At 42.0% G+C, this 18,054-nt stretch carries 17 protein-coding genes; 5 read left to right on the top strand and 12 right to left on the bottom strand.

Annotated features, from left to right (window positions below; translation table 11 throughout):
* Positions 1 to 124: 124 nt before the first annotated feature.
* Together RT143_RS00240 and RT143_RS00245 are read right to left on the bottom strand one after the other, a co-directional pair.
* Positions 125 to 1,186, bottom strand: a complete 1,062-nt coding sequence (locus RT143_RS00240) for a porin (protein WP_313090279.1) — start codon at positions 1,184 to 1,186, stop codon at positions 125 to 127.
* Positions 1,187 to 1,427: 241 nt separating this feature from the next.
* Positions 1,428 to 3,605, bottom strand: coding sequence for a malate synthase G (locus tag RT143_RS00245; protein ID WP_313090280.1), 2,178 nt, complete (start codon positions 3,603 to 3,605; stop codon positions 1,428 to 1,430).
* Between the two features lie 269 nt (positions 3,606 to 3,874).
* Between RT143_RS00245 and RT143_RS00250 the strand changes: the two genes are divergently transcribed.
* Positions 3,875 to 4,522, top strand: a complete 648-nt coding sequence (locus RT143_RS00250; RefSeq protein ID WP_409519672.1) for a MiaE family protein — start codon at positions 3,875 to 3,877, stop codon at positions 4,520 to 4,522.
* Positions 4,523 to 4,638: 116 nt separating this feature from the next.
* Here the strand turns inward: RT143_RS00250 and RT143_RS00255 are convergent, their stop codons facing one another.
* The 5 genes from RT143_RS00255 to mtgA form a co-directional block, all read right to left on the bottom strand.
* A complete protein-coding gene (locus RT143_RS00255; protein WP_313090281.1) occupies positions 4,639 to 4,893 on the bottom strand; it encodes a hypothetical protein in 255 nt (84 codons plus the stop codon).
* A gap of 58 nt (positions 4,894 to 4,951) precedes the next feature.
* Entirely contained in the window at positions 4,952 to 5,302 is a 351-nt protein-coding gene (locus RT143_RS00260; RefSeq protein WP_313090282.1) for a hypothetical protein, read from the bottom strand.
* Between the two features lie 126 nt (positions 5,303 to 5,428).
* A complete protein-coding gene (locus RT143_RS00265) occupies positions 5,429 to 5,632 on the bottom strand; it encodes a hypothetical protein (RefSeq protein ID WP_313090284.1) in 204 nt (67 codons plus the stop codon).
* 352 nt (positions 5,633 to 5,984) lie between these two features.
* Positions 5,985 to 8,183 carry a polyphosphate kinase 1 gene (gene ppk1, locus RT143_RS00270; RefSeq protein WP_313090286.1) on the bottom strand — a complete coding sequence of 733 codons (2,199 nt, stop codon included), beginning with the start codon at positions 8,181 to 8,183 and terminating at the stop codon, positions 5,985 to 5,987.
* Between the two features lie 75 nt (positions 8,184 to 8,258).
* On the bottom strand, positions 8,259 to 8,945 hold the full coding sequence (gene mtgA / locus RT143_RS00275) for a monofunctional biosynthetic peptidoglycan transglycosylase (RefSeq protein WP_313090462.1): 687 nt from the start codon (positions 8,943 to 8,945) through the stop codon (positions 8,259 to 8,261).
* Between the two features lie 183 nt (positions 8,946 to 9,128).
* On the opposite strand from mtgA, the gene RT143_RS00280 reads away from it, so the two are divergent.
* Positions 9,129 to 9,416, top strand: a complete 288-nt coding sequence (locus RT143_RS00280) for a glutaredoxin family protein (protein WP_313090289.1) — start codon at positions 9,129 to 9,131, stop codon at positions 9,414 to 9,416.
* Between the two features lie 245 nt (positions 9,417 to 9,661).
* On the opposite strand, the gene RT143_RS00285 is transcribed toward RT143_RS00280, so the two are convergent.
* Both RT143_RS00285 and RT143_RS00290 read right to left on the bottom strand, forming a co-directional pair.
* Positions 9,662 to 10,315, bottom strand: a complete 654-nt coding sequence (locus tag RT143_RS00285) for a methyltransferase domain-containing protein (protein ID WP_313090291.1) — start codon at positions 10,313 to 10,315, stop codon at positions 9,662 to 9,664.
* A 22-nt stretch (positions 10,316 to 10,337) separates the two neighbouring features.
* Complete coding sequence (locus RT143_RS00290) at positions 10,338 to 11,153, bottom strand: thioesterase family protein (protein ID WP_282842313.1); 816 nt, start codon at positions 11,151 to 11,153, stop codon at positions 10,338 to 10,340.
* A 355-nt stretch (positions 11,154 to 11,508) separates the two neighbouring features.
* Here RT143_RS00290 and polA point away from each other — a divergent pair, with 355 nt between their 5' ends.
* The 3 genes from polA to RT143_RS00305 all read left to right on the top strand — a co-directional run bounded on the left by polA (position 11,509) and on the right by RT143_RS00305 (position 15,088).
* Positions 11,509 to 14,355, top strand: coding sequence for a DNA polymerase I (gene polA, locus RT143_RS00295; protein ID WP_313090294.1), 2,847 nt, complete (start codon positions 11,509 to 11,511; stop codon positions 14,353 to 14,355).
* 83 nt (positions 14,356 to 14,438) lie between these two features.
* Positions 14,439 to 14,696, top strand: a complete 258-nt coding sequence (locus RT143_RS00300) for a hypothetical protein (protein ID WP_313090295.1) — start codon at positions 14,439 to 14,441, stop codon at positions 14,694 to 14,696.
* Positions 14,693 to 15,088, top strand: coding sequence for a type II toxin-antitoxin system VapC family toxin (locus RT143_RS00305; protein WP_050325502.1), 396 nt, complete (start codon positions 14,693 to 14,695; stop codon positions 15,086 to 15,088). The genes RT143_RS00300 and RT143_RS00305 overlap by 4 nt, the downstream gene beginning before the upstream one ends.
* A gap of 43 nt (positions 15,089 to 15,131) precedes the next feature.
* Here the strand turns inward: RT143_RS00305 and RT143_RS00310 are convergent, their stop codons facing one another.
* The 3 genes from RT143_RS00310 to RT143_RS00320 all read right to left on the bottom strand — a co-directional run bounded on the left by RT143_RS00310 (position 15,132) and on the right by RT143_RS00320 (position 18,045).
* The gene (locus RT143_RS00310) at positions 15,132 to 15,953 is read right to left on the bottom strand and encodes a transporter substrate-binding domain-containing protein (RefSeq protein WP_313090296.1); all 822 of its coding nucleotides are present in this window, start codon (positions 15,951 to 15,953) and stop codon (positions 15,132 to 15,134) included.
* A 181-nt stretch (positions 15,954 to 16,134) separates the two neighbouring features.
* Entirely contained in the window at positions 16,135 to 16,956 is an 822-nt protein-coding gene (locus tag RT143_RS00315) for a hypothetical protein (protein ID WP_313090299.1), read from the bottom strand.
* Between the two features lie 60 nt (positions 16,957 to 17,016).
* Positions 17,017 to 18,045 (bottom strand): DGQHR domain-containing protein, encoded by a 1,029-nt coding sequence (locus tag RT143_RS00320; RefSeq protein ID WP_313090300.1) that lies wholly within the window; start codon positions 18,043 to 18,045, stop codon positions 17,017 to 17,019.
* Positions 18,046 to 18,054: the final 9 nt, after the last annotated feature.

Raw genomic sequence — 18,054 nt, forward strand, 5'->3', positions numbered from 1 at the left:
ATTGATTGCGCTATAAATACGCTGTGGCAGTATTTAATTTCACGAAGGAAATGGATAATAACAAAAAAGACTAACCAGTCAATCTGATTAGTCTTTTTAAAGACGTCTAATTTAGGTAATTAAATTAGAATTTATACTCTAAACCACCACCCACGATTGTTCTATCTGAAACATTATCAGTATCGATTTGTGCAGCGTACAAGTGACCTTTGGTAGCTTTGTTAAAGCTATATTCAGCACCTAACGCAACTTCAGTAGCATCACGGTCTTTCACGCCACTTTGGTTTGAAGTGTCAATATATTGTGCTTTAACCGCCCATGGCGTTGCCCCAATTTTGTATTTACCGCTTAACAGCCATGATTGCTCATTATCATCAGTGTTAAAGTCATAATCTTGATATAGCGCACCCAGTGTTAGACCATCAACCATGTTCATTTTGCCCATGTCTAATGAACCTGCTACACGCCAGCCACTGGTATCATTACCATATACCGAATTGTCATAACCTAAACCGATATATACACCATTTTGGTCATAGTTTACCATTGCAGAGTAAGCATTTTTCTTGTCACGATAGACGGCAGGTTTTGCAGGAGTAGTACCTGTCGCAGGAACCGCGGCAGTTACTAAACATTTATCATCATCATTTTGTGAACATTCATCGAGGCTCACCGCGCCTAAAAAAGTAACTGGCGTACCTACCAATGTTGGTGATTTATAAGCAATCACGTTGTCAACGCGTTGTTCACCTGCCATTAGCTTGCCTAGCGCTACATTGTCATAATCATTGAATACATCAACACTACCTTTAGTTAGTTTAAATGGTGTGTCGTGACGACCGGCAAGTAAAGTACCCATAGTGTTATGAGCTAAACCGATGAATGTATTACGAGAGTAAAATTGTTGGTTAGTTTTACGGGCATTGCTATCAGCGTCAACATCAATACCATACTCTAATTGATACACAAGTTTAGTAGTATCAGTAAGATCATCTTCACCTCTAAAACCAATACGTGAAGAGTTAGAAACTAATTTTGTACTAGAAGTATCATCATTTTTAGCAGTTTTATCATCAACATCTGTATATTCGCCAGTTAATAAGACTTTACCATATACAGTTGGCGCAGCATGGGCAGCAGTGATTGAAGCTAAAGCGATGGCTGAAGCGATTGCGATTTTTTTCATAAGGATTTCTCCACAGTATCCTAGGTAAAACTACACAGATGCGTAGCAATTCTTTTGCATAGATAGATTTTGCCAACAATTTGTTACAAAACAATGAAAAAGTTAACAAAATCTAAAACTTTCCTTGTGAAAGTAGAGTAATTCACTCTGAAACATTTTGCAATATTTTTATGCCATAAAAAAACCACCAGTTACAAATCTGATGGTTTTCAAATGATTGATAGGTTTTAATTGCTAAAATCTAGTTAGCTTTGAGATTAAGACGGGCTTGATGTAACAATGGCTCAGTATATCCGCTGGGTTGTACCGTTCCTTTGAAGATAAGATCACGCGCTGCATTGTATGCCCAAGTGTTATAGTCATTTGCCATTGGGATATAGGCTGGATCGTCTTTGCTTTGTTCATCGACCATTTTTGCCATACGTTTGAGTACGTCATCCACTTGTTGTGGCGTCACAACCCCATGCGCTAGCCAGTTAGCAACGTGCTGGCTAGAAATACGCAAGGTAGCGCGGTCTTCCATCAAGGCAACGTCATCAATATCTAGTACCTTAGAACAGCCAACGCCTTGGTCAACCCAGCGCGCTACATATCCTAAGATACCTTGAATGTTGTTTTCAAGCTCGGCAGTTTTTTGCTCATCTGTCCAGTTGGTATCCGTAGCAAGTGGCACGGTCAAAATGTCATCTAGCTTGGCGGGCTCGCGGTTTTTGATATCATCTAACACGTCCATGACGTTGGTTTCATGGTAATGCATGGCGTGAAGCGTTGCCCCCGTCGGCGATGGTACCCAAGCACAAGTCGCGCCTGATTTTGGATGATTGGACTTGGTGGCAACCATTTCTTTCATGTTGTCAGGTTTTGCCCACATGCCTTTACCAATTTGCGCTTTACCAGGTAAGCCCAATTTGACGCCCATGTCTACGTTCCAACGCTCATAAGCATTGAGCCAATCGGTATTTTTCATGTCGTTTTTACGAACAAAGGGACCCGCTTTCATACTGGTGTGCATCTCATCACCGGTACGATCCATAAAGCCTGTGTTAATAAAGATAACGCGGTTTTTAGCAACGCGGATACATTCTTTTAAGTTAACGGTAGTACGGCGCTCTTCATCCATGATACCGACTTTTAAGGTATTCTCGGGTAGGTTTAACGCTTTTTCTACCGCTGAGAATAAATCTACCGTAAATTGCACTTCTTCTGGACCGTGCATTTTTGGTTTTACGATATACATTGAACCTGTGCGTGAATTGCTTAAGCTGTTTTTACCCAAAATATCTGGCAGGCTACACAGTGGTGTGATTAGCGCATCCATGATACCTTCATAAATTTCTTCTTGTTTGCCTTCAAAATCGACTAAAATCGCGGGGTTGGTCATCAAGTGACCGACGTTTCGAATTAGCATCACTGAACGGCCGTGCAAGGTGATTTTACCACCATCTGGCGCGGTGTATTCACGGTCAGGATTCATGGTACGGGTGGTTTGTTTGCCATTTTTTTCAAAGCTATCTTTCAGGTCACCTTTCATCAAGCCAAACCAGTTGCGATATACTTCTACTTTCTCTTCGGCGTCAACGGCAGCGACTGAGTCTTCACAGTCTTGAATGGTGGTAACCGCGGCTTCCATCAAGACATCTTTGATGCCTGCAGGGTCATCTTTACCCACATGGCTTGATGGGTCGATTTGGATTTCGGCATGTAGGCCATTATTTTTCAGTAAAATACCCGTTGGATTTGCCGCATCGCCTAGAAAACCTGCGAATTTTTCTGGCTGGGCTAATGAGGTAGCTTTGTCGCCTTGGCGTATCACTAATTTACCGTCTTCAACCTTAAAACCGGTAACGTCAGCATATTTACCCTCAGCTAAGGCAAAGTTGGCATCCAAGAAGTTTTTGGCGTATTTTACGACTTCGGCACCACGAACAGGGTTGTAGCCTTTGCCTTTTTCTGCACCATTGGTCTCATCGATGACATCGGTACCGTATAACGCATCATACAAGCTGCCCCAACGCGCATTTGCTGCGTTTAGCGCATAACGGGCATTGCGTACAGGTACCACTAACTGTGGGCCTGCGATATGGGCGATTTCGTCATCCACGTTTTGGGTTTCAACCAAAAAGTCATCGCCTTCTGGCACGATGTAATTGATGTCTTTTAAAAATTGGGTATAAGCGGCTTTGTCGATTTGACCGTTGCTAGCGGGGTTTTTGTCATGCCAGTCATCGATTTGGGTTTGAATCTCGTCACGTTTTGCCAACAATGCTTTATTACGGGGTTGGAATGTTTGGACAATTTTTTCAAATTCTTGCCAATATTTTTCGTTATCGATGCCCACGACTGGCGTAACTTCATTGGCAATGAAATTATAAAGCTGTGTATCAATCGCTAGACTACCCTTTTGAACGCGTTCTGACATGGCATTTTTCCTTATGTTTTGACCTAAAATAGCAAAAAATTCACATTTGATTATACGAACATCATTTATAAAAATAAAGAAATAAAAACTATTTATTTTTTAAATAATCGTTATATATAAATTTTTGTGCTAAGGGTTTTATCGCTGATTTTTGGTAAAATATCACTTTATTAACTTGTGAATAAGTGAGTAACCCCTTGTCAAATTCCGCTCTTATCAATAATCCAGTACAAACGGACAGCAGTTTTGATGAATTAGCCGTCATCGACTTGGATAACGATAACTCTGTCTATCAGCCAAAACCCATTGATATCACCCCTGTTTTGGCGTTTTTGGGTTGTACGACGTCGGATAAATGGCTAAAAGCCGCAATGGCAGATTTGCCGACCATCATCCAAGATCATGCCAATTGTGAAAAAAAAGCCGCAGGCACCGCGATGAATTTGATTTTTCGCTATATGTCGCATACCGAGCTGCAATTAAAGCTTGCTCAGCTGATTCGAGAAGAAATGCTCCATTATGAGCAAGTGATGGGATTGATGGCAGAGCGGGGACAAGCATGGCAACATATTGCTGCAGGTCGCTACGCCGCAGGTATGCTCAAACATAAACGCACTTACGAGCCGCAAGCGATGATAGACACGTTAATTATTGGTGCTTTCATCGAGGCCCGATCGTGTGAACGTTTTTGGGCACTGTCACAAGTAATTGAGGATGAGCGTTTGGCAAAATATTATCGCTATTTGCTAAAATCAGAAAGTCGTCATTTTGAAGATTATTTGGCATTAGCACAAAGTATCAGTGACGAGCCGATTGATGCTCGCGTGGCGTTTTTTCGTCAAGTAGAGGCGCATCTCATCAATGAACCCGATGATGAATTACGCTTTCATAGTGGGGTACCCAGTTGGATTGCATGAGGTTGGATTGCGTGACGTTTTTGTAGACTGTAACGATAAAAAAAGCTAACCATCAAATGGAGTGGATGGTTAGCTATTACAATTTAATCCTTAAACCGACTCATTGCCACTTATTGTCACTCACTACCAACGCTTGGAATAGAGCCATCAGGATTAATAGTGCGTTTTTGGGCATTTTCTGGGGTAGTATAAAGATTGCGCTCATTAATGGTGTCGCTTTTTAGCCGTTCATTACCAACCGCGTCCCCGCCAATTGTATGTTCATTAACATTATCATCGAACGCTTGTCCCGGTTGGTTACGACGATCGACAAACTCGGCAGACTTATCGCCTAAATTAACGTGTTTGGTTTGTGCTTCTGGTGAATTCATGGTCATTCCTTTTTGGGTATCAACCCAATAAAATGCTTAAACTTAATGATATCGAAAATTAGTAATCTCGGTCGATATCAACACTACCATCTGATAACGTATGAAGTGAATTTTCTGCATTGAGATTGGCTTGGGCAGTTTGCTGTAATTTCCGCGCCTCTTCCTCAGAAATACGTGCCACATTTTCATCCGATAATTCGCCATTCGCCACGTCTTCTGCAGATTGGACTTTTACCGCCGCTTGTGGCGTATTATCAAAAATATCAGGCGTTTCCATTGAGGGTGACATGCCTGTAGTGACACCATCCCCTGATTGATGAGTGACACTGTCTTCTACTATAACGGCTTGCGGGGTCACGGCGACACCTGTTTTTGGATCTATAATTTCTACGTTATTTTGATTTTGCATTTTTTATTCCTTTAATTAATTGTTATCGCTCAATTAGTTATTATTTTATAGGTTGAGCTGTATAAATTAGTAAATCAAAATTTAATGATTAAAAGCTTAGTATTCAAAAGTTTAACAATTAAAATTCTAGTGGTTGTCAGTACGCAATGACTCGTCAATAAAAGGGGTATTTTCACTTTTGTCTAAGTCTTGTGGCTCACCTTTCACACTATTTTGTTTATCCAAATTTTCTGATAATTGACTAGGATTCACATTTTCTGTCGCTTTTTGAATTTCGGTTTGGTTGCTTGATTGATTCTGTTCTTGGTTTTGTGCTTGATTCTGTGACATGGTAATTTTCCTTATGATTTTTATTAGTATCAATTTAAGTCAAAGATTTTAATCAAAGACTTTTAAATAGAGCGCGATTAAATTTTTATGTAAAAAATAGCCAATTCAATCGCTTTCACACTTTTGCTTTTATAAGTTTGATAGTAGCAAATAAAGCCAGTTTGTGATAAGTATTCGCGTAACAAGCTGTTATCACTATGTGATAAGTGTTTAGCTGTGTGAAATTCTGGCAGATTTATTACTATTCGGTAAATTTTGAACGCTGGGTGTAAATCAGCGCATTCATCAACAAAAAAACCGCCATCTTCTCTAGATAGCGGTGTAATTGACTCAAAACCTATGACTAGCAAAATTAGCTTTTTCTGGTGATTTTAGTCAATAAATAATCTTGTGCCGAGAATGCTGCTTCACCTTCACCAGGGGTAATCGCTCGCCATGTGCCTTTGGCATCAAGCTCCCATGCATTAACATTGTCTTTTAGGTAATTGTGCAAATCTTCCATAATGCGTTTGAAGACGACGGGGTCTTCAATAGGGAAAGCCACTTCAACACGGCTAAATAAATTGCGATCCATCCAGTCTGCACTGGCGCAATATAAACGGTGGGTGCGTTTGCCATTAGCATTGGGATTTTGATGTCCATTGGCAAAATAATACACGCGGGTATGCTCCAAAAAACGCCCGACGATAGAGCGCACGGTGATGTTGTCGGATATGCCGGGTAATTGCGGACGAATACAGCACATCGAACGGATAATCAGATTGACTTTAACGCCTGCTTGCGATGCTTCATATAGCTTGTCAATCAGTAATTTTTCGGTCATTGCGTTGACCTTGATGATGATATGCGCCTCTTTGCCTGCTTTGGCGTGGGCAATTTCGTTGTCGATAAAACCCATGAGTCTGTCATGTAAGGTGAAGGGGGCATGCAGTAGTTTTTGCACTTTGGCTGGCTTGCCCATGCCTGTGAGTTCGTTAAATATTTTATGCACATCTTCGGTGATTGCTTCATTGGCGGTAAATAGACCATAGTCGGTATAAGCTTTGGCATTGCCCGCATGGTAGTTGCCTGTACCCAAATGCACATAGCGGCGGATTTTATCTTCCTCACGGCGCACAATCATCATCAGCTTGGCGTGGGTCTTGTAGCCGACGATGCCATACACCACCACTGCCCCAGCCTGCTGCAGAAAGTTTGCTACTTCAATGTTGGATTTTTCATCAAAGCGCGCACGCAGCTCAATCACCGCGGTGACTTCTTTGCCTTTACGCGCAGCTTCGGCCAACGCTTGGACAATTTCAGAGTTTGTCCCTGAGCGATAAAGGGTCTGTTTGATGGCTAATACATGGGGGTCATTGGCGGCTTGGCGCAAAATGTTGACCACAGGTGAAAACGAATGAAACGGGTGATGCACCAATACATCTTGCTTACGAATGGCATGAAATACGTTTTCATTTTTATCCAAGCTATCACGGCGAAACGCTTTGGGAATGGCATGATTAAACGACTGATAACGCAAATTTGGGATTTTAAAATCAAACAACAAGCGCGTCAAATTGACAGGACCATTGACACGGTATAGTTGCTCTTGGCTTAAACCAAACTCATCAAGTAGATAATCCACCATCGGCTGTGGGCAATAGGTGGTCACTTCTAAGCGCACTTTGGCACCAAATCGACGGTTTTCCAATTCACCTTCCAACGCTTTCGCCAAGTCTTCGACATCATCGGATAAATCTAAATCGGCGTTACGCGTCAAACGAAATTGGTGGCAGCCTGTGACCGTCATGCCAGGGAATAAGTCTTCGATATGCCCGTGAATCACTGCGGTGAGCATGATGTGATGTTCTTTACCGCCTGTCAGTTCATTGGGTAAACGAATAACCCGCGGTAAGCTTCGAGGTGCAGGGACAATCGCCATGTTGATATCGCGACCAAAACCATCTTTACCCTCTAAGCCCACCATAAAATTCAAGCTTTTATTCACCAATCTAGGAAAAGGATGTGCAGGGTCAATACTAATCGGCGTCAGCACGGGCGCGACTTGTTCGGCAAAGTATTTTTTTACCCATGCGGCTTGCTCTTGGGTCAATTCATCACGTTTTAGGTAGCGAATGTCTTGCTCCGCCAGTGCAGGCAGAATTTCATCATTTAAAATACGGTATTGCTTATCCACCGCATGATGGGCGATTTCAGAGATATATGACAAAACCTTACTGGGACGCATACCATCGATACTGCTCACCACATCGCCCATTTGTACTTTTTGCATCAGGCCTGCGACACGGATTTCAAAGAATTCATCTAAATTGGATGAAAAAATTATCAAGAAAAACAGTCGTTCAAGTAGTGGGTGGCGGGGATTGGTGGCTTGGGCGAGTACTCGCTGATGAAACTGTAACAGTGACAATTCACGATTAAAATACAGCTCATTATCGTTTTGTTGGTATTCAAACACGTTTGGGTAGCAAATGCTGTTAAATCCTAGTATCGGATTGATTTGTGATACATGCTCTTCGCTGGGTTTATCTTGTTTGGCAGTGTTTGGCATAGCACAGTCCTTCTATAAAAAATCATTTTTAACAGTGTAATTTTTTAACCGCTTAGCGATAGATGCGTTTTTTGACTATTCAGTGTCGGGCAAATCTGCCACACCCATGCGCCGTAGAATGATTTGGGTTTTGTTAAGCAGGCGGCGGTCGTTACGGTTGTCTTCAAAATATTTGGGATTGGGTAGCATGGCAATCAAAGATGCGGCTTGTCGCTTTGTCAAATGCGCTGCCGACTTATGGTAGTAGTGCTGAGCGGCTGCTTCAATGCCATAGACGCCTTTACCAAACTCTGCGACATTGAGATAAGCAAGCAAAATCCGCTCTTTGGTCCACATGTTTTCAATCATCAAGGTAATTAACGCTTCTTCACCTTTGCGAAAATACGAGCGATTGGGGTATAAAAATAAATTTTTGGCAAGCTGTTGGCTAATGGTTGAGCCGCCCGCGCTGATAGCCCCCGCTTTTTCATTTTTCTTAATCGCATTCTCAATGCCCTGCACATCAAAGCCAGCATGATTGACAAAGTTGGCATCTTCGCTGGCAATCGCCGCCCGTTTTACATTCACCGAAATTTGATTATCATCCACCCAGGTCTGACTGACAGGGGCAAAATTGCCCAAGCGATACAGTATCATGAACATGCTGTTGTTGATAGGCTGGGTTTTCCAGACAACCAATAAGGCTGCAACTATTACATGAAACGCAACAAAACAGGCAATGACTATGAGCAAAATACGCTTGACCCAGCCACCAAATCCGATACCGCGGTTGGTGGGTGGTAAAGCTGTATTGACACGTTTAGGCTTTATCGAAATTTTGGTAGCGGGTTTCTTGGTAGCGGGTTTGGTCACGGTGTATTCCTAACGGCGGGGGCAAAAGCAGCGATGGCTTAAGCTAAAAATATAACGTATTATGGCATTTTTGGCTATATGCTAAGGCAGAATATGTCCGACTTCGACGCGCAAAACATGACAAATCCGCACGATCACATTATGGCTGACCAGACTACTTGGCGATTATATGGCACAGTGGGCTGTCATCTGTGTGAAATCGCTGAAAGCTTATTGCTACAAGCACAAGCCGTTGCCGATATACGCTGGCAGTCGATTGATATTGCCGAGTTACCAGAACAAGAGATGCTGGAATTTGCTGATAAAATACCTGTGCTAGTTACCGCTACCAAGACGTTATATTATCCTTTTTCCATCATGGATATTATGGCGTTAAGCTGACAAGCCAATATAGATTATTGGCATAATATTAAAACTTTAATTCATTATGTCTTGGCAAATTTTTTTATCATCAGCGCCATGCCCCTAGCTGCGGATTTTCTTGGGCAGTGACGTGCGCTCAGGTCAAGAGGCGCTCAAAGCCATTAATTTCCCGCGATTCAAAACACGGTTTCTTTCCCACCTGCTTCATCGTCAAAGAAATGGTAAGGTTATGAGTAGTAGTTTAACAATTAGTAGTTTAACGCTTAGGAGATACCTGCGTCCTGTACCTTCTTTTGGCTCAGGATAAAAAATAATTCGCTACCTTGTCTGGGCTTAATTGAATTATAGCAAGGCGCCAGTTTATCAATAGTGAAAAACTGCTGAAACAATGTTTCATATTCTTGCTTGTCGCCACCAAACGGTGGACTGCTTTCAAAATGCTTATCTAGCAACAAGCCCACCAATTTACCCGTGGGTTTAAGGAGCTTTTGCATTTGCTTGGCATAATCGCTGCGTCTACTGGGGTCAATCGCGCAAAAAAACGTCTGCTCAATAATATAATCAAACTGATACTGCGCAGGGTCTAAGCCAAAAAAATCCGCTTGTAGCAGGTGCGCTTTGGGAAAACTGGGATAGCGCTTGGCAAAACTATCCAAAGGGAGCTTGGCAAAATCCACCACATAAACATGGCTAAAACCTTGTTCATGAAGATAGCCTGCTTCGTAGGCGTTGCCCGCCCCAGGGATTAAAATCTGTACCGATTTACTGACGCCGTTGTCGAGTAAATGCTCGATATAGGCTTGCAGGGGTGGCGAAATTTTACCGATGTCCCACCCAGTATAGCCATCATCATAGCGTTTTTGCCAAAACTCGGCATCGTTGACCGAGTGTTCAGTTAGTGTGTTGTTATCTTCCATGATTGCTGCTCCTGATAGTTTTTTAGGCTTTTCGAATGGTTAAAATTTGCTCGCTTCGACCAAATGCGCCGTGTGCGTCATGCAGCACGCTACTGGTCAGACCCACGCCATCGCCCCCAAATTGTTGCACGGTCTCAAGTCCCAGCCAACGCCCAACAGGCATACGATGCAGATGGATTTGCAAATCTAGGTTGGGGAAAAACCATTCAATGGTATTGGGTTGGTGAATACGCGGTACCACGCCATTGGCGGTATCGACCATGCCCATCAAATGCACAAAGTCGGATGTGGGCTTTGTTTCGCCGTTTTCTTCGACCATGTCGATATCGGTATTGATCCACACGATGCCGTCGCCTTGGCGGTTGTCGGGGTCGGCTTTGAGATAAATACTGTCGATATAGCCGCCGCCCCAATGCTTCATGCCGTCCCAGTTCGGGTAGCTTTCTGGATGACCGATTCGCTCATCTTCCAGCCCAGCAATCTCTGATGTGTCACTGGTTTGCATACGCCACGCACGGGCAACGATACAGGTTTTGCCATTGGCTGCCATGGTGGTTTCGACCAGTTCGATAGTGCGACCCGGGCGGATAATGTGGGTAGTCACGCTAAAATCGCCAAAATGAATCAGCCCAAAAATATCTAGACTGATGCGCCCGATACGCATGTCACTGCGCGGTTTGAATTGTTCAAGCTCGTAAGCCAACAGTCCTGTCGCTGCCGCCATGTGTTGTTCGTTGTCATTCCATGCGCCTTGACAATGGATATTGCAGCGGTAGTTTGATGTGGTGATATCATCGGTCGTGGTGCGGTCAAGCAGTGTGTAATAGGTATTGCCCATAAAGTTCCCTTTTTTGACTAAAAATTGGTTGTGCCTAAAAATTGGTAAAACGCCTAAAATTGCTAAAAAATTGTAGCACATTGGCTATCGGCTATTGTTGGAATTTTTGCAAAGTTGCCGCCATGACAACCCGCCAAACTTCGCATGCGCTTAGCATACACCCGATTGGCATCCGCCAAAATCTATCCACCTTCTGCCAATGAATGAGTTTGAAATGCTTAACGATTTGCCGCAAAAAGCCAGTATAATACGCAGATAATATAAAATTTTTCCCTACATTTTGACACTGTCTTATATTTTAATACTAGCCCATATTTTGACACCATATTTTAACAACATAAAGATAAGTAATCCTATGACTGCAACTGCCCTACTTGATACCGATCACATCAACACCGATAAGCCGCCGTTTATCTTGGTGGACGGCTCGTATTATATGTTCCGCAATTTTCACGCCTTGCCTGTCACCATGCAAACCACCCAAGGCTTGCACACCAACTCCATCCGCGGCACGCTCAACGCCCTCAAAAAACTGATGGAAAAATACCGCCCAACCCACATGGCGGTGGCGTTTGATACCAAAGCGCCCACCTTTCGCCACAAGCTTTCCCCTATTTATAAAGGCGACCGCCCAGAAATGCCCGCCGAACTTGCCGAGCAAATCCCTTATATTCACAAGATGATACAAGCCATGGGCATACCGCTCCTCGCCATTGAAGGCGTAGAAGCTGACGACATCATCGGCACACTCGCCCACCGTGCTTGCCTAGAAGGTCATCATGTCATCATCTCCACAGGCGACAAAGATATGTGCCAACTGGTCAATCCCTGCGTCATCGTGGAAAACAGCTTTGATGACAAACGCTATGACATCGCAGGGGTCAAAGAAAAATTTGGCGTCGAGCCCCGTCAAATCATCGACTATCTCACCCTCATGGGCGACGCATCAGATGGTATCAAGGGTGTCGCAGGCATCGGCGCAAAAACCGCGCAAAAACTGCTTGAGCAATACGACAGCATTGACAATATCCTTGCCAATGTCGACCAGTTAAAAGGCAAGCAACAACAAACCTTTTTGCAAAGCACCGACAGCATTGCGCTGGATAAACGCTTGGCGACCATCATCACCGACCTTGATATCGTGCCTGACTGGGAGACGTTGCGGCTACCCACTGACCCAAGTTTTAACATAGAAGAAAAACGCGCAATTTTTACCGAATTAGAATTTAAAAGTGAAATAGCGTCGCTCAATCATCCGTTTCACCCATCCAATAACGGCAATTTTAAAGCTGCTGAGTCTGCTCAAAATGCTGTGGTGGAAGCGATTAAAACTAGCCAAGATAGCAAAAATACTGCCAACAAGCAGTGGCACACTGTCACCAACCAAGCCGATTTTGATAAATTAATCCAACGCCTTGGCGCATCAAAGCATTTTGTCATTGATACCGAAACCACCGATGTGAATTGGCAACATGCCGAGCTTGTCGGCTTGTCGTTTGCGCTGCAATCGCATGAAGCCTATTATGTGCCTGTTGCCCACGTTGATGAGATGGGCAATCGGATTGAACAACTTGGTCGTGAGGATGTTTTAGCCCAGTTAAAACCGATTTTGCAAAATCCACAAATCGGCAAAATCGGTCAGCACATAAAATACGACGCGCATATTTTGGCAAATTATGATATCGACTTAATCAATGAGCCGAGCAACTGGGCAATGGACACCATGCTTGCCAGTTATGTGATTAACGCCGTTGCCACCCGTCACGGTATGGACGATTTGGCACGCCACTATCTACATACCCAAACCATCACCTTTGAAGATGTGGCAGGCAAAGGCGCCAAGCAAATCACCTTTGACAACGTCCCTTTAAACGTGGCAAGTGACTACGCATGCGAAGACGCCGATATCACCTATCAGCTATTTGAACTGTTTAGCGAAAAACTCAAAGCCGAACCGAACAATGCCAAGCTGCTGCATGAACTAGAAATCCCTGTTGCCCAAATCCTTTGCCAAATGGAGCATGACGGGATTTTGCTCAATAAAGCGTTTTTGGGGGAACTATCCGCGCGCTTTGATGAAAAAATCCAAGCACTTGAAACAGTCGCCTTTGCGCAAGCGGGCGAAACCTTTAACCTTGCCAGTCCAAAGCAGTTGGGTGAAGTGCTGTTTGAACGCTTAGGCATTACAGGCGGTAAAAAAACCAAAACCGGGCAATACTCCACCAGTGAAGCGGTGCTTGCCACCATCGACCATCCGCTGATTGAAACCGTGCTTGAACATCGCAGTCTGTCCAAGCTTAAAAGCACCTACACAGACGCGCTGGCAAACGTGGCAGACAGCAACGACCGTGTGCATACCAGTTATCATCAAGCGTTGACGACCACAGGACGGTTGTCATCGACTGAGCCAAATTTGCAAAACATCCCGATTCGCACCGATACTGGGCGGCTCATTCGTGGCGCGTTTATTGCCCCCAAAGGTCGCAAAGTGCTATCGGCGGACTATTCGCAAATCGAGCTTCGGCTGATGGCACACTTTGCCAATGACCCGGTGCTAATCCGCGCGTTTCAAGAAGGGCATGACATTCACCGCGCCACCGCTGCTGAGATTTTGGGCAAGGCGTTCGATGATGTGACGAGCGAAGAACGCCGCCAAGCCAAAGCGGTCAACTTTGGGCTACTCTACGGCATGAGTGAATTTGGGCTTGCCAAGCAGTTGGGCTTTACTCGCCAGCAAGCGCAAGACTATATCAAGCTGTACTTCGCCCGCTACCCGACAGTACGTACCTATATGCAAGCCACCCGCACGGCTGCGCAAAGCCAAGGCTATATCACCACGATTTTGGGGCGTAAGCTATTTACCCCCGATATGCAGCACCCCAACCGCGGCGTGCGTCAAGCGGCAGAACGCGCAGCGATTAATGCACCACTACAAGGCAGTGCTGCCGACATCATCAAACTTGCTATGATTGCGGTGAATGATGTATTGCCCACAGAGCACGCTAAAATGCTACTACAGGTGCATGATGAGTTGGTGTTTGAAGCGGATGAAGACAAAGTCGATGAAATCGCTAAACTTATAAAGAACGCGATGCAAGATGTGTTGTCAAAAACCGCTAAGGAAAAAGGCTGGGATGTGGATTTTGCCGTGCCGCTCGTTGTAGAAGTGGGCATTGGTGATAACTGGGATGAGGCGCATTAAGCTTTATTAGTAGTTGAGTAAACCGATTGGCTCAATCCGAATTTGTCAGTTATACTTTGAGAAAAGCGAATAAGGAGAGAGACATGGCGCAAATTGTTTTAACCCTTGATGATGAGGTGCTTGAGAAAGTGCTGCACCAAGCCAAAGCGGAAAACTTGTCGTCTACTAGTTGGCTTGATAAGTTAATCAAACAACGTGTCGGTATGCTCAACAAATCTAACAAAGTTAATAATCAATGGTCATCTGACGTGCAAGAATTGGCAGGAGCGTGGCAGGATTTTCCAGCTTTGGAAGACATCCGTCATTCTACTAGCCAAGATACGCCTAGAGAGCCGTTATGAAGTATTTACTGGATACTAATACCTTTATTTATTACTTCAAAGGTTTTGGCAACGTCAAAGCGCGCTTATTGGTTTGTCAGCCAAGTGAGATTGTTTTATCGAGTGTGGTTTATTATGAGTTGCAAGTTGGTATTTTAAAATCTACCAGTCCGCAAAAACGTATTGCCCAACTTGCTATTCTTAAAAACCAAGTCAGTTGGGTTGATTTTGATGAAAAATCTGCTCAAGCAACTGCCCAAATTCGAGTGGATTTAGAGCGTATTGGCAAACCTATTGGGTCATATGATGTGCAAATTGCAGGTATGGCAGTTGCGAATGATTTCATTTTGGTGACGCATAATACTGGCGAGTTTGGTAGGGTGAATGACTTAAAATTGGAAGATTGGTTTTAAAACCCACAGATTTTGTGGGTTTTTTTGCATGTTAAAAATTTAATTAATCTTTTGGTATCCATTTATTGATGGTTGTATCGAGATTGCCCGATAATTTTTCTAGATTGAGATACTGGTCAACATAGGCTTTGAAGCGAAAATCATTATTTGGGATAAGCCAACCGTTTAATGCTGATTTTAATGGTTTATCGGGATTAACGGCGCAGAGTACGCCTTTGTATTCATGTTGTTTGACTCTCGCTTCTGCCGCTTCTGTCACGAATACGTCAGCACGTTTTTGCGCGACTTCATCAAAGATAACGAGATTGTCTTTTTGCATTGTTAGATTGGCATTGCTCAACGCTGTTTTTGCAAAGTTTTCATTACTACCGCCTGGATTGGCAACGATACGCACGTTAGGACGGTTGATTTGGTCGATAGTTTGGTATTTTTTAACATCAGGACAGCGTACTAGGGGCGTTTTACCATTGACGAAATAAGGCTCAGTAAATAATGCCTGCTGTTGGCGTGGTAGTGAGATAGAAATACCACCAACGGCAATATCGCATTTATCCGCGTTAAAATCACTTAATAAATTCGACCAACTGGTCTTTACCATCACCACATCTGCGCCAAGACTTTTCGCCAAGCCATTCACCAAGTCATTATCAATCCCTTCGAATTTACCGTTATTATCATAGCTAAATGGCTTGTAATCGCCTGGTGAGCAGACGCGTAGTTTTTTGGTTGTCATGACTTGGGATAGTGTGTCTTTGACGCCGACGGGTGCTACTGAATTTAGGGATGTATCAGCATAACTTGTAGTGCTAAGTGATAGCGATACCATTGATAAGGTCGATAAGAATGTATAGGCTGTTTTTTTCATTGCTAGTCCTTTAACTAGTAGTTTAAGCATTTATAATTTAAAGGATTATAGCTGACTTAAATAAATATTCTTATAAAAAGAAATTTATACCAATAAACTTTTGGTGATAAAAATAAAACCCACAGATTTTGTGAGTTTTTTAACAGCAAAAATATTTCATAACGATACGTTGTAAATAATATTATAAATTTTCAAATTTTCTATCAATATCCTCAAATGCCTCTAATAGTAAGTAGTAAATAAACGCAATACTAGACGCCAAATTGCTATCAGTTGGTTGGATTCTTCTATTATTGAAATGATTGAGAGTAGAACTTTTATTACTTATAATTTTTAAGAAATTGCTACCTAAATTATTACCTTCGGTCGAGTAATATTCAGAATATCTATAATTCCAATTGTTCCTAATTTGACTAGGATTTTGCCAATTTTTATCACCCTTTATGATATTTTCGAATAGTAGCTTTTCATGTGTTACATCTGCTTGAATATCTTTGATAAGTTTCGATAAATTTTCCCAAACAATTTTATGTGGTTTGGGTGATTTCTTATTGAATTTTAACCTGACAAAATTATCGTATTCTGAGTTAGAAACTTCAACTTCATATGAGTTATTTTCATCCAAATCTTTTAATATAAATTGGGCGCTATAATCACTCTGTTTAATGATTATAGACATTTCTTTTTTTGAAAAATTAACTATGTATCTGCCATATAATTTTGATAATTCATTTGCTATAAAAAAATTGCAGTAGTAAGCTGTTATTATTATCCATGCAGGTTGCATACTGTTTTTATATAAAACTTCAAGGTTATTTTTTTGTTGGATTATTCTTTCTCTTGCTGAATGATAATCAACTAATAGACAACCGTTATAATCATCTATTGCAACATCAATATAGAAATTCGTTAGATTTTGAATAGCGAAATCATTCATATTACTCTGATCTAACAGGAAATCTTTAATAGTTTGAAAGTAAGAATCCTGATTAGGAACTTTCAAGTTAATTCCCATTGATGACATTTTTTTAAAAATTGAGCTTGCTAACTTATTACCAAGCATTTACAGTAAATCGCTCGGCATTGAATTCCTTTTCATATATAACTCAATTGCATTTTTCATATCATTTTCCAGGGCACTAATTGTTTGCTGATTTGAGCCAGAATGTTTTTCGAAGTCAACATTTTTAATACCTTCAATTGAATTTTCAAAAGATTCCTGCTTATAGTTTTTGTAATAAGATAATGAATACTCACAGACTTCATCAAATATTTTAAACATGGCCTGAAAAAAAGCAGATTGCGTTAATCTTTTATCATTTCCTTCAAGTGAAATTAAAACTCTTGAAAAAGCATTTATGTAGTTTTCTATCAGATTTCTTTTGCCGTTATAGTCAAATTTTTTTAGAACTTTTCCATCTAATAATGACTCTAGAGCATTTCTAAAAGGCACATGAGTTATTTTGCCAGGTTTAGAAGTAGTCGGTGAAGTCTTATTAAACAATGCCGAGCTAGGATTTTCTCCTAATTCCTCAAACATTTTATTTAATATCGCATCATTACTATCTGGCTCCGATAAGAATTTTAATAACTCTATTCTTAAGGTTTTAGGAACGCCTTTTTGATTAGAGTTAATATCGAGAAAGTACTGCACCTCCTGTTGCATACTTAGTCCAACAAAAATACATACAGGAAGTTTCACTTCTAATTCAGCTTTGCTAGCTCCCCAAAGTCTATGTTGGCCATCGATTACAAATAAAGAATTTTGTACACCACTCATACTTATTTCTTGAGTGTTTTCATCAAATAGAATTTCACTGTTAGACTGAGCACTAAGGATAATTGAACCTGGAATAATATTTCCTTGCTCTAAGTATTGAGCAATATTGTTAACTCTCTTTTCATCAAGATTCCTTTGATAACCAAGTTTAGGATTGTCCTCAACTCTTGAAACTGTTGACATATCGAAAACTTCTTTTGCGTTCAAGACCGTTATATAGCATGGAGTTTCCGCATTACCTATATTCCATGCTTTTTCTTTAATTTTCTTAGCTTTATGAGTTGTCATTATTGCTCCAGGATTAAAATTCATAATTATCGA

The organism is Moraxella sp. CTOTU48268 (genome assembly GCF_032069585.1).
Classification (GTDB): domain Bacteria; phylum Pseudomonadota; class Gammaproteobacteria; order Pseudomonadales; family Moraxellaceae; genus Faucicola; species Faucicola cinerea.

Excerpts from the sequence above, each read along its gene's own strand:
- RT143_RS00240 (WP_313090279.1), bottom strand. The coding sequence starts at position 1,186 with ATGAAAAAAATCGCAATCGCTTCAGCCATCGCTTTAGCTTCAATCACT.
- RT143_RS00245 (WP_313090280.1), bottom strand. The coding sequence starts at position 3,605 with ATGTCAGAACGCGTTCAAAAGGGTAGTCTAGCGATTGATACACAGCTT.
- RT143_RS00255 (WP_313090281.1), bottom strand. The coding sequence starts at position 4,893 with ATGAATTCACCAGAAGCACAAACCAAACACGTTAATTTAGGCGATAAG.
- RT143_RS00260 (WP_313090282.1), bottom strand. The coding sequence starts at position 5,302 with ATGCAAAATCAAAATAACGTAGAAATTATAGATCCAAAAACAGGTGTC.
- RT143_RS00265 (WP_313090284.1), bottom strand. The coding sequence starts at position 5,632 with ATGTCACAGAATCAAGCACAAAACCAAGAACAGAATCAATCAAGCAAC.
- ppk1 (WP_313090286.1), bottom strand. The coding sequence starts at position 8,183 with ATGCCAAACACTGCCAAACAAGATAAACCCAGCGAAGAGCATGTATCA.
- RT143_RS00280 (WP_313090289.1), top strand. The coding sequence starts at position 9,129 with ATGTCCGACTTCGACGCGCAAAACATGACAAATCCGCACGATCACATT.
- RT143_RS00285 (WP_313090291.1), bottom strand. The coding sequence starts at position 10,315 with ATGGAAGATAACAACACACTAACTGAACACTCGGTCAACGATGCCGAG.
- RT143_RS00290 (WP_282842313.1), bottom strand. The coding sequence starts at position 11,153 with ATGGGCAATACCTATTACACACTGCTTGACCGCACCACGACCGATGAT.
- polA (WP_313090294.1), top strand. The coding sequence starts at position 11,509 with ATGACTGCAACTGCCCTACTTGATACCGATCACATCAACACCGATAAG.
- RT143_RS00300 (WP_313090295.1), top strand. The coding sequence starts at position 14,439 with ATGGCGCAAATTGTTTTAACCCTTGATGATGAGGTGCTTGAGAAAGTG.
- RT143_RS00305 (WP_050325502.1), top strand. The coding sequence starts at position 14,693 with ATGAAGTATTTACTGGATACTAATACCTTTATTTATTACTTCAAAGGT.
- RT143_RS00310 (WP_313090296.1), bottom strand. The coding sequence starts at position 15,953 with ATGAAAAAAACAGCCTATACATTCTTATCGACCTTATCAATGGTATCG.
- RT143_RS00320 (WP_313090300.1), bottom strand. The coding sequence starts at position 18,045 with ATGAATTTTAATCCTGGAGCAATAATGACAACTCATAAAGCTAAGAAA.